We start from the raw sequence: 10,998 nt of genomic DNA on the forward strand, positions 1-10,998 counted from the left end.
ATCGGGCTTGGGCTGACCGTCACCTCGCTGATCATGACCGGCATCCTGATCGCTGCCCTCGTCCTGCAGTTTGCGCAGAAGCGTTACGTGCCGTGGGCCTACTGGCTGGCGGTGGTGCTGATCAGCATCGTCGGCACCCTGGTGACGGACAATCTCGTCGACACTTTCGGCGTGCGCCTGCAGACCACGACCATCGCCTTCTCGGTTGCGCTCGCCGCGACATTCGCGGTCTGGTACGCCAGCGAACGGACGCTGTCGATCCACACCATCTTCACCACCAGGCGCGAAATCTTCTACTGGCTGGCGATCCTCTTGACCTTCGCGCTCGGCACCGCCGCCGGCGATCTCGTCGCCGAAAGCTTCGACATGGGCTACCTCACCACAGGCCTGCTGTTCGGCGGCGCCATCGCGCTCATCGTGCTGGCCTACTGGCTGCTCAATCTCGACGGCATCCTGGCCTTCTGGCTCGCCTATATCCTGACGCGGCCGCTCGGCGCCTCCTTCGGTGACCTGCTGTCGCGATCGGCCAGGCATGGCGGCCTGGGCTTCGGCACCATCTTCACCAGCCTGCTCTTCCTCGGCTGTATCATTGCGCTCGTCCTGCACATGACCCTGAAGGGGACAACCGACGAAGCCGATGAACTGTTGCTGGACCTGGACTAGGTGCAGAGCGGATGCGCTAGCATTGACAATTGCCGAAAACCCCACCGCTTCGGCCAATCGTGAACGTTCTAGCGCCACCATCCCTGCGCCTTCGTGACATCCTAGGAACAAGCCCGTGCCGGTGATAGCCTCTCCATCTCGGCAACGGACCGGACCTTTCATGCGACTGCTTCTCGTCGAGGACGACCACAGGACGGCCGACTATATCGTCAGGGGACTGACCGAGGCCGGCCATGTCTGCGATCTCCTGCGCAACGGCCATGACGGGCTGTTCGCGGCGACCCGGGGCAAATACGACGTGATCGTCGCCGATCGGATGATCCCCGGTCTCGACGGCCTGTCGATGGTCAAGGCGGTGCGCGCCGCCGGCGTGCGGACGCCGGCGATCTTCCTCACCTCCGTCGGCGGCATCGACGACCGCGTCGAGGGGCTCGAGGCCGGCGGCGACGACTATCTGGTCAAGCCCTTCGCCTTTTCCGAACTCCTCGCCCGCATCAATGCGCTTGGCCGGCGGCCGGCGGCGCAGGAGCAGAAAACCGTCCTGCGGGTCGTCGACCTCGAAATGGACCTGATCATGCGCCGCGTCACGAGGCGGGGCCAGCCGATCGACCTGCAGCCGCGGGAGTTCAGCCTGCTGGAAGTGCTGATGCGCGGCGAAGGCCGCGTCATCACCCGCACCATGCTTCTGGAGCGTGTCTGGGATTTTCATTTCGATCCCAGGACCAGCGTCGTCGAGACCCATATCAGCCGGCTGCGGGCCAAGGTCGACAAGCCCTTCGAAACCCAGCTCATCCACACCGTCCGCAACACCGGCTACAGCCTGCACGCGCCATGACCGGAACCTGGTCCCGCCTGCTTCGCAGCACACCATTCCGGCTTGCCCTGACCTTCGCCTTCCTGTTCGTGCTGGCCTTCGTCCTGTCTGGCGCCATCGTCTACCAGATGATGAGCGCCGATCTTGCCGAGCGGCTCGACGACACCATCAAGGAAACCTACGCGGTCGTCGCCGCGACCTATGCCGAGAACGATCTCAAGGAGCTGGTTGAGACCGTCGGCAGCCACTCCCTGCGCAGCCTCAAGAAGGAGCAGCTGTTTTCGTTGACCGACGCAACGGGCAATCGCCTGGCCGGCAACTTCACCGCGGCAGGGCTTCCCGACGGCTTCTCGATGTTCGACACCGAAATGCCCGGCGTGCCGCCCGGCGCCGAGTACCGCGCCTATTCCGGCCCGGTCGGCGGCAACACGCTGACCGTCGCCTTCAGCCTTTCCGAGACGGAGGAGCTGGAGAGGATCGTGCTGATGAGCTTTGGCTGGGGAACCCTGATCATCACCGGGCTGGCGGTCGCCGGCGGCGCCCTGCTCGCCTCGCGCGTCCAGCGCCGTCTCGACGGCATCGCCGCCACCATGGTGGATGTCTCGCATGGACGGCTGGACACCCGCATTCCGCTGACCGGCAAGGGTGACGACATCGACATCGTCTCCAGCCAGGTCAATGCCGCGCTCGACCGCCTGTCGGCGCTGGTCGAAGGCATGAAACAGGTCAGCGCCAACATCGCCCACGATCTGAAGACGCCGCTCAACCGGTTGCAGATGATCCTCGACACCGCGTCGGAAAAGAACCTGTCGGGCCGGAAAATCGCCGCTGAACTGGCGGAGGCGCATGCCGAGAGCCTGCAGATCAACGAGACCTTCGATGCCCTGCTGCGCATCGCGCAGATCGAGGCCGGCGCCCGCCGGGCGCGGTTCACCGATGTCGATCTGGGCGAGGTGCTGCAAACCATCGCCGAGATCTATGCCGATGTTGCCGAGGACGACGGAAAGTCGCTGTCGTTGGCGCAACCACAGGAAACGACGGACCGGATCCATGGCGATCGCGAGCTGCTGACGCAGATGTTCGCCAATCTGGTCGAGAACGCGTTGCGCCATTGTCCATCGGGCACGACGATAAAGCTGTCGGTGGCGCGCCAGGACGAACGCGTCGTTGCGGGCGTCGCCGACAACGGTCCCGGCATTCCGGCGGCAGAGCGCGAGAAAGTGTTCCAGCGGCTCTACCGGCTGGACCACAGCCGCTCGACATCAGGCAGCGGCCTCGGGCTCAGCCTTGTCCGGGCCATCGCCGATCTGCACGGCGCATCGATCACGCTCGAGGATTGCCGACCGGGACTTGCGGTGGTGGTGCGTTTTCCGCTGGCTACGGATTAGCCGGCGAAACGGCTGGTGCTGTTCAAGCCCAGCTTGGGTTGAGAGGTCCCCTCACCTATCTATCCGCGTCGACAGGATGATCGATGACAGCGTCCGCTCGACTCCGTCCATGGCGCCGATCTGGTCGAGCAGCATGTCGAGGTCGCGGATCGATGGCGCGTCGACGATGACGATCATGTCGAAATTGCCGCTGACCGAATGCAGCGTCCGGACCGTCGCCAAACCGCGCAGGCCGCGCACCACCTTGTCGGCAAGCTTGGGCGTCACGGTGAGCAGCACATGCGCCCGCACCAGCCCCTGCTCATAATCCGGCGCCAGCCGCACGCCGTAGCCTGATATGATGCCGCGCTGCTCCAGCCGTTCGATCCGGCTCTGCACGGTTGTCCGCGAGACGCCAAGCCGCCGCGCCAGCTCGGCGGTCGAGGCGCGCGCATTCTCGCGCAGCAGCGAAAGCAGGGTCTGTTCGGCATCGCTGAGCATTTCGACGATTCTTCTCGGCGGACTGACCAATCAATGGGTTCGTTTCGTACAGAACCACGCTTCCTTTCGACGGGCAAGCTGCGAATCTGTGCTCACAACCAGTGAGGGATTTGTCATGAAGAAAATTGTCGTTGTCGGCGCCGGCAAGATCGGCTCGACCATTGCCGAGATGCTCGCCGCCACGGGAGATTATCAGGTCACGCTCGTCGACCGCTCGGCAGCACAGCTCGCAGCGGCCGAAGTCCCGGCCACGGTTGCGACGCTGGAGCTCGACATCGAAGCGTCCGGCACGCTTGAAGCCGCACTCGCCGGCAAATTCGCGGTGCTCAGCGCCGCTCCCTTCCATCTGACCACCCGCATCGCCGAGGCGGCGGCCAGTGCCGGCGTGCACTATCTCGACCTGACCGAGGACGTCGTCTCGACCCGCCGCGTCAAGGAATTGGCGCGTTCGGGCAGAAGCGCCTTCATTCCGCAATGCGGCCTGGCGCCGGGCTTCATCTCGATCGTCGCCAACGATCTCGCCAGCCGTTTCGATTCGCTGGAGAGCGTGCGCATGCGCGTCGGAGCTTTGCCGCAATATCCCTCCAATGCGCTGAACTACAATCTGACCTGGAGCACCGACGGCGTCATCAACGAATATTGCGAGCCCTGCGAGGCGATCGTCGAGGGCGAGCTGGTCGAGGTACCGCCACTGGAGGAGCGCGAGGAGTTCTCGCTCGACGGCGTCACTTACGAGGCATTCAACACCTCCGGCGGGCTCGGCACGCTGGCCGAGACGCTGAAGGGCAAGGTGCGCACGCTCAACTACCGCACCATCCGCTACCCCGGCCACGCCGCGATCATGAAGGCGCTGCTCAACGACCTCGGCCTGCGCCATCGCCGCGACGTGCTGAAGGACATTTTTGAAAGCGCCCTGCCGGCGACATTGCAGGACGTCGTCATCGTCTTCGTCACCGTCTCCGGCCGCAAGAACGGCCGCCTGCTGCAGGAGACCTACGCCAACAAGGTCTATTCCCAGCGTATCGGCCAGGTGGTGCGCAGCGCCATCCAGATCACCACGGCGTCCGGCATCTGCGCCGTGCTCGACATGCTGGCCGACGGCAGCCTGCCGGCGACCGGCTTCATCAAGCAGGAAGACATCGCGCTGGACGCATTTCTAGCCAACCGTTTTGGCCGCGCCTATGCCCAGCACGAAATGGTGAGCCGGCTGGCGGGGTGAAGCGCATAATCTCCCGCTTGAGGGGGAGATTAGCATCGAGCTATTTCCGCAAGACCATCGGCCGCCCAAGCAGAAACCGGACAAAATTGCCGGCGTTGCGCGAGGCCTTGGCCGAAGTCTGCGGCATCTGCTTTTGCGTAGTCTCTTTTCGAGCCGGCGCGCGCGCATTTGTCTCGGCACCGGGCCGGCCCACGGTGAAAGCCGGCTCGGCGACCGGCTTGCCGCGCAAGACATTGGCTGCATTGTTGTCATGAATGACGATGCACCATTGAGCCTCCTTCGAGGCCGCCCCGACAGTGTTGAAACGCGTCGCCATCTTCGTGTGCTCGTCGCAATAGACCCCGTTCATGGACGGTGATCGCTTCTCGACCAGAGTGCCGAAGGCCGACGTTGGATATTCGTGCTGCGTGTAGTGGTTGGTTGCCGCATCGAAATTCTGGCCGTGCGGAAAGGCGATATAGAGCGGTTGCTGGTTCACCTCGCCCTTGGCGATTTCCCGGCGCGCGTAGAAATCGACACGCTCCATGAAGGTCGGCGCCAGCGCGTCATCGCTGTCGAGCCGAGTCAGCAAAACAAATTCGGCATCCGTGTCGCTTTGGACAAACGCATTGAAGGCGACATTGTAGTTCTCGCCGGCCTTGATGAGAACCGGCCTGACATCAATCCCGGCCGCGCAGCCGCAGACGATCCGGATGTAGTTCTCATGTGTTTCGGAATCGAACGCAATCAGGACCGTAAAGTCCTTCTGCGACTGGCCCTCGAGCGACGGCGCGCAATAGGTGTCGAACAGCGCCAGCCGCTCGACCAGCCACACCGGGTCGAGATTGGCTCTGCCGTGTCCATTCCATTGGCTCGGCATGAAGCCGGTGGCGGTGTTGTAGCGAATCGCCACGTATTTCTTCAGGTCGGTGCTCATGGGAGGAGACTAGAGCATGATCCCGAAGGGTGGAATCCGGTTCTCGGAAAACATGGTACGCGGCACTTTCCCGCCAATCGCTTTGGTCGCGCCTAGATGAGCGGCTGGCGAGGGAAGGAAGAGAGCTGGCTCGAACAGGTTCGCCCCTTTCCTCAAATATGCAGCGCGTGTCCCAGCGCCTTCAGCGCTGCTTCCTGGAATCCCTCGCCCTGCGTCGGATGCGCGTGGATGGTGCCGGCGATGTCCTCCAGCCGCGCGCCCATCTCCAGCGCCAGCCCGAACGCCGCCGCCAGTTCCGACACACCCTGCCCGACCGCCTGGATGCCGAGCACCAGATGGTTGTCGGCGCGGGCCAAGACGCGGACAAAGCCGTCCTCGCCCAGCTTCGTCATCGCCCGGCCGTTGGCCGCGAACGGGAACATGCCGATCTTGATCTCGCCGCCGAGCGCCTTGGCTTCTTCCGGCGAAAGACCAGCGGTCACCAGTTCGGGATCGGTGAAGCAAACGGCGGGTATCGAACGCTTGTCCCAGCTGCGCTTGTGGCCGGCAACGATCTCGGCAACCATCTCGCCCTGCGCCATCGCCCGGTGCGCCAGCATCGGCTCGCCGGTGACGTCGCCAACGGCGAAGATGCCGCGCATCGAGGTGCGGCACTGGTCGTCGATGCGGATGAATTTGCCGGCCATGTCGAGGTCGATCTGCTCGAGCCCCCAGCCCTCGGTCACCGGCTTGCGCCCGACCGTGACCAGGATTTTTTCGGCGGCGACCTTGGCGCTTTTGCCGTCCGAGGTCTCGACCAGCAACGCGTCACCCTTGGTTGAAAGCCCCTTGGCCTTGGCGCCCAGCATCACCTCGACGCCGAGCGCGGTGAGCCGCTTGACCACCGGCCGGGTCAGCTCCGCATCATACTGCGCCAGCACGCGCGGCAAGGCCTCGATCACGGTCACCTCAGCGCCCATCTTGGCAAATGCCATGCCGAGTTCCAGCCCAATATAGCCGCCACCGACGACCGCGAGCTTTTTCGGCACTTCGCTGAGCGCCAGTGCCTCGGTTGACGAAATCACCGACCCGCCAAACGGCAAGAACGGCAACTCGACCGGCGCCGAGCCGGTGGCGATCACGATGGTTTCAGCACGGATCACTTGGCTACCCGTCTCGGTCTCGACCGCGACCGTCTTGCCGTCGCGAAAGCTCGCCCAGCCATGCACGGTTTTCACGCCTGCCTTCTTGAGCAGGCCGGCGACGCCACTGTTGAGCCGGCTGACGATGCCGTCCTTCCAGGCGACGGTCCGGGCAAGATCGAGCGTCGGCGCGGTGACCGAAATGCCGAGCGGGCTCTTGCCGCCCGCCATGTGCGACACCTTCTCGAACTCCTCCGCCGCATGGATCAGCGCCTTGGACGGGATGCAGCCGACATTGAGGCAGGTGCCGCCCGGCTTGCCGGCCTCGACGATCACCGTATCGACGCCGAGCTGTCCGGCCCGAATAGCGCAGACATAGCCGCCGGGCCCGGCGCCGATGACGAGCAGCTTGCAGGAGATTTCTTTCATGATGGCACGCTCTTTCTGGTGGCGAAGACCCCCTCATCCGGCCGCTTCGCGGCCACCTTCTCCCCGGTGGGGAGAAGAGGCGAGCACAGACGCCGGCGACCTCCTCTCCCCTCGGGGAGAGGTCGGATTGCCCCGAATTGCCCTTCGCAATTCGGTTTTGGCAATCCGGGTGAGGGGGCCCTTGCGACCGTTCTCATCCCCTCAATCCACGAAAATCAGCGCCGGCGTTTCCAGCAGCGTCTTGATCCGCTGGATGAACACCGCCGCATCCCACCCATCGATCACCCGATGGTCGAAGCTCGACGACAGGTTCATCATCTTGCGCGGCATGAACTGGGTGCCGTCCCACACCGGCCGCACCATCATCTTGTTGACGCCGACGATCGCCACTTCCGGATGGTTGATGACCGGCGTCGTCGCCACGCCGCCCATGGCGCCGAGCGAGGTGATGGTGATGGTCGAGCCGGACAGCTCGTCGCGTGTTGCTGTGCCGGACTTGGCCGCCTCGGCCAGCCTGATGACCTCGGCGCCGCAATCCCAGATGTCGCGCGCCTCGGCGTGCTTGACCACCGGAACCACCAGCCCCGACGGCGTCTGTGCGGCGATGCCGATATGGATGCCGCCATGCTGATGGACGATGCCGGCCTCGTCGTCGAACAGGGAGTTGAGATTGGGCTGGTCCGCGATCGCCTTGACCATCGCCCGCATCAGGAACGGCAGCAGCGTCAGTTTCGGCCGCTCCACGCCAGGACGCTTCTCCTTGTTGAGCGCCGCGCGCAATTCCTCCAGTGCGGTGACGTCGATCTCCTCGACATAGGTGATGTGCGGAATGCGCGATTTGGACAGCGACATCTTCTCGGCGATCTTGCGCCGCAAGCCGACCACCTTGATATCCTGCACAGCATCGTTGCGGGCGAGGCCGGATGCCTTTGCGACCCGCGGCCCGCGCGCCAGGAACGCTTCGATGTCCTCATGGCCGATGCGACCGGCCGGACCGGATCCGGCAACCTGCCTGAGATCGATGCCGGCTTCTTTTGCCCGCAGACGAACGGCCGGCGACGCCAGCGGTCTTTCGCCTTCAGGCCGCGGCGCGCCGGAGACGGAAGGCTGCGCCGTGCTTTTCTGTGAGGCTGCCGGTTTCGCCTTGGGCTCGTCGCTTCTTGGCGATGTCTTCACGACCGGCGCAGCAGCCTCGGGCTTCGGCGTCGGAAGTTTTGCCGGAGGCTCAGCGGACACCGCTTCCACTTCGGCGCCTTGCGGCTTGGCGTTGCCCTCGCCCGCCACCTTCAGCCGCACGATGGGCGAACCGATGGCCACCGTGTCGCCGATCTCGGCGCCCAGCCACAGGATCTCGCCATCGACCGGCGACGGGATTTCAACCGTCGCCTTGTCGGTCATGACTGCGGCGAGCACAGTGTCCTCGCGGACGATATCGCCGACCTTGACGTGCCATTCGACCAGCTCGGCCTCGGCGACGCCTTCGCCGACGTCGGGCAGCTTGATGATGTGTTCGCCCATCTCAGGCTCCCATGGTTTCAAGCAAGGCACGGCCAACGCGGGCGGGACCGGGAAAATAATCCCACTCCTGCGCATGCGGATAGGGCGTGTCCCAGCCGGCAACGCGAGCAACCGGCGCTTCGAGGTGATAGAAACAGTTTTCCTGCACCAGCGCCGACAGCTCGGCGCCGAAGCCCGAGGTCAGCGTCGCCTCATGCACGATGACGCAGCGCCCGGTCTTTTTCACCGAGGCGACGATCGTATCGAGATCGAGCGGCAGCAGGGTCCTGAGGTCGATGATCTCGGCATCGATGCCGGTTTCTTCGACAGCCGCCTGCGCGACATAGACCATGGTGCCGTAGGCGAGCACGGTGAGGGCCGAGCCTGCCCTGCGGATCGCCGCCTTGCCGAGCGGCACCGTGTAGTGGCCGTCGGCCACCTCGCCCAGCTCATGCTTCGACCAGGGCGTCACCGGCCGGTCGTGATGACCATCGAACGGACCGTTGTAGAGCCGCTTCGGCTCGAGGAAAATCACCGGATCCGGATCCTCGATCGCCGCGATCAAAAGCCCCTTGGCGTCGTGCGGGTTGGACGGCACCACCGTCTTCAGCCCCGACACATGGGTGAACAGCGCCTCAGGGCTCTGGCTGTGCGTCTGGCCGCCAAAAATGCCGCCGCCGGTCGGCATGCGCACCACGATCGGGCAGGTGAAATCGCCGTTGGAGCGGTAGCGCAGCCGTGCCGCTTCCTGGGTCAGCTGGTCGTAGGCCGGGTACATGTAGTCGGCAAACTGAATTTCCACGCACGGCTTCAAGCCATAGGCGGCCATGCCGATGGCCGAGCCGACAATGCCGGATTCGTTGATCGGCGCATCGAAGCAGCGGCTCTTGCCATATTTGGCCTGCAAGCCCTGCGTGCAGCGGAAGACGCCACCGAAGAAGCCGACGTCCTCGCCGAACACGACGACTTTTTCGTCGCGCCCCATCGACACGTCCATGGCATCGCGAATGGCTTCGATCATGGTCCGCCTCGGCATGGCTCAGACTCCCGCCTGCTGGCGCTGGCGTCTGAGATGCGGCGGCATCTCGGCATAGAGCCCCTCGAACATGTCGCGCGTCGACGGCTTGCCGCCGGCATGCAGCGTGCCGTGGCCTTCGGCTTCCTTCTGCGCCGCGATAACCGTGTCGAGGATTTCCGCCTCGGCCTGCGCGTGCCGCTCGTCCGACCAGACGCCGAGCGCGATGAGATGGTTCTTCAGCCGCACGATCGGGTCGCCGAGCGGCCAGGCGTCGGATTCGGTCTTCGGCCGGTAGGCGGACGGGTCGTCCGAGCTCGAATGTGCGCCGGCACGGTAGGTGACATATTCGACCAGCGTCGGCCCGAGATTGCTGCGCGCCCGCTCCGCCGCCCATTTGGCCACGGCGTGGACGGCGAGGTAGTCGTTGCCGTCGACGCGCAGTGACGGGATGCCGAAGCCGAGGCCCCTGGCCGCGAACGTGCCCGAACCGCCGCGCGCGATGCCTTGAAAGGTCGAGATTGCCCACTGGTTGTTGACGACATTGAGCACGACCGGCGCCTTGTAGGTGGAGGCGAACACCAGCGCCGAGTGGAAATCGGACTCGGCCGTCGAGCCGTCGCCGATCCACGCGGCTGCGATGCGCGAATCGTTCGATATCGCCGAGGCCATCGCCCAGCCGACCGCCTGGATGTACTGCGTCGCCAGATTGCCGGAGATCGAGAAGAAGCCGTGCTCCTTCGACGAATACATGACCGGCAATTGCCGGCCCTTCAGCGGGTCGGCTTCGTTGGAATAGATCTGGTTCATCATCGTGACCATCGGGTAGCCATCGGCAATCAGCAGCCCTGCCTGGCGATAGGTCGGAAAGTTCATGTCGCCCGGCGCCAGTGCCTTGCGGAAGGCGCAAGCCACAGCCTCTTCGCCCAGATGCTGCATGTAGAACGAGGTCTTGCCCTGCCGCTGCGCCATCTGCATGCGCGCATCGAAGGTCCGTAGCGTCATCATGTGGCGCAGGCCGGTGAGAAGCTCGTCGCTGGACAGCAGGCCGGCCCACGGGCCGACGGCCTCGCCCGTGCGGTTCAGCACGCGGATGATCGAGAAGGCATGATCGCGGATGGTGCGCGGATCGACATCGATCTCCGGGCGCGGCACCGAGCCGGCCTTGGGGATCGGCACGTTGGAAAAGTCAGGCGTTCCGCCCGGCCGCACTTCCGGCTCCGGAACGTGGAAACGCAACATCCCAGCATCGGCCATGACCTTTGTCCTCCAATGTTGCCCGGAACAGATATTTGCATATCTGCGCCGCCAGTGCGAATTCGTCGGGTAGCCTGCGGACGTCGGTCCCGGCCGCGCCGGCCGATCCAGCCTCCCACGCACCCAAGATGAAGATATGTCCGCGAAATTTCTTGTCGATGTTGGGCGGTGGCGCGCAATTAGAGAGAAGGGTGGGCGA

General features: G+C 64.5%; 10 protein-coding genes. 4 read left to right on the forward strand and 6 right to left on the reverse strand.

All coding sequences use genetic code 11. From position 1 onward, the window contains the following. From EN914_RS09995 to EN914_RS10005, 3 genes are all read left to right on the forward strand, one after another. Positions 1-663, forward strand: a 663-nt coding sequence (locus EN914_RS09995; RefSeq protein WP_127389066.1) for a hypothetical protein, incomplete at its 5' end; no start/stop codon positions are given. Between the two features lie 160 nt (positions 664-823). Then, positions 824-1,498, forward strand: coding sequence for a winged helix-turn-helix domain-containing protein (locus EN914_RS10000; protein WP_024504076.1), 675 nt, complete (start codon positions 824-826; stop codon positions 1,496-1,498). Next, positions 1,495-2,865 (forward strand): HAMP domain-containing sensor histidine kinase, encoded by a 1,371-nt coding sequence (locus EN914_RS10005; RefSeq protein ID WP_024504077.1) that lies wholly within the window; start codon positions 1,495-1,497, stop codon positions 2,863-2,865. The genes EN914_RS10000 and EN914_RS10005 overlap by 4 nt, the downstream gene beginning before the upstream one ends. A gap of 51 nt (positions 2,866-2,916) precedes the next feature. On the opposite strand, the gene EN914_RS10010 is transcribed toward EN914_RS10005, so the two are convergent. Then, positions 2,917-3,345, reverse strand: a complete 429-nt coding sequence (locus EN914_RS10010; RefSeq protein WP_013528746.1) for an Lrp/AsnC family transcriptional regulator — start codon at positions 3,343-3,345, stop codon at positions 2,917-2,919. Positions 3,346-3,460: 115 nt separating this feature from the next. Here EN914_RS10010 and EN914_RS10015 point away from each other — a divergent pair, with 115 nt between their 5' ends. After that, the gene (locus EN914_RS10015; RefSeq protein ID WP_024504078.1) at positions 3,461-4,564 is read left to right on the forward strand and encodes a saccharopine dehydrogenase family protein; all 1,104 of its coding nucleotides are present in this window, start codon (positions 3,461-3,463) and stop codon (positions 4,562-4,564) included. A gap of 40 nt (positions 4,565-4,604) precedes the next feature. Here the strand turns inward: EN914_RS10015 and EN914_RS10020 are convergent, their stop codons facing one another. The 5 genes from EN914_RS10020 to EN914_RS10040 all read right to left on the reverse strand — a co-directional run bounded on the left by EN914_RS10020 (position 4,605) and on the right by EN914_RS10040 (position 10,799). Beyond that, the gene (locus tag EN914_RS10020; RefSeq protein WP_024504079.1) at positions 4,605-5,480 is read right to left on the reverse strand and encodes a glycosyltransferase; all 876 of its coding nucleotides are present in this window, start codon (positions 5,478-5,480) and stop codon (positions 4,605-4,607) included. Positions 5,481-5,632: 152 nt separating this feature from the next. Continuing rightward, the gene (lpdA, locus tag EN914_RS10025) at positions 5,633-7,030 is read right to left on the reverse strand and encodes a dihydrolipoyl dehydrogenase (protein ID WP_024504080.1); all 1,398 of its coding nucleotides are present in this window, start codon (positions 7,028-7,030) and stop codon (positions 5,633-5,635) included. 201 nt (positions 7,031-7,231) lie between these two features. Then, on the reverse strand, positions 7,232-8,548 hold the full coding sequence (locus tag EN914_RS10030; protein ID WP_024504081.1) for a dihydrolipoamide acetyltransferase family protein: 1,317 nt from the start codon (positions 8,546-8,548) through the stop codon (positions 7,232-7,234). A gap of 1 nt (position 8,549) precedes the next feature. Next, positions 8,550-9,563, reverse strand: coding sequence for an alpha-ketoacid dehydrogenase subunit beta (locus EN914_RS10035; RefSeq protein ID WP_013528742.1), 1,014 nt, complete (start codon positions 9,561-9,563; stop codon positions 8,550-8,552). A gap of 3 nt (positions 9,564-9,566) precedes the next feature. Then, positions 9,567-10,799 (reverse strand): 3-methyl-2-oxobutanoate dehydrogenase (2-methylpropanoyl-transferring) subunit alpha, encoded by a 1,233-nt coding sequence (locus EN914_RS10040; protein WP_013528741.1) that lies wholly within the window; start codon positions 10,797-10,799, stop codon positions 9,567-9,569. Between the last annotated feature and the right edge of the window lie 199 nt (positions 10,800-10,998).

The sequence above is a fragment of the Mesorhizobium sp. M7A.F.Ca.CA.001.08.2.1 genome, from assembly GCF_003998455.1.
Lineage (GTDB): Bacteria > Pseudomonadota > Alphaproteobacteria > Rhizobiales > Rhizobiaceae > Mesorhizobium > Mesorhizobium ciceri.

Coding starts and splice junctions, on each gene's coding strand:
- EN914_RS10030 (WP_024504081.1), bottom strand. CDS start 8,548: ATGGGCGAACACATCATCAAGCTGCCCGACGTCGGCGAAGGCGTCGCC.
- EN914_RS10010 (WP_013528746.1), bottom strand. CDS start 3,345: ATGCTCAGCGATGCCGAACAGACCCTGCTTTCGCTGCTGCGCGAGAAT.
- EN914_RS10000 (WP_024504076.1), top strand. CDS start 824: ATGCGACTGCTTCTCGTCGAGGACGACCACAGGACGGCCGACTATATC.
- EN914_RS10020 (WP_024504079.1), bottom strand. CDS start 5,480: ATGAGCACCGACCTGAAGAAATACGTGGCGATTCGCTACAACACCGCC.
- EN914_RS10015 (WP_024504078.1), top strand. CDS start 3,461: ATGAAGAAAATTGTCGTTGTCGGCGCCGGCAAGATCGGCTCGACCATT.
- EN914_RS10005 (WP_024504077.1), top strand. CDS start 1,495: ATGACCGGAACCTGGTCCCGCCTGCTTCGCAGCACACCATTCCGGCTT.
- lpdA (WP_024504080.1), bottom strand. CDS start 7,030: ATGAAAGAAATCTCCTGCAAGCTGCTCGTCATCGGCGCCGGGCCCGGC.
- EN914_RS10040 (WP_013528741.1), bottom strand. CDS start 10,799: ATGGCCGATGCTGGGATGTTGCGTTTCCACGTTCCGGAGCCGGAAGTG.
- EN914_RS10035 (WP_013528742.1), bottom strand. CDS start 9,563: ATGCCGAGGCGGACCATGATCGAAGCCATTCGCGATGCCATGGACGTG.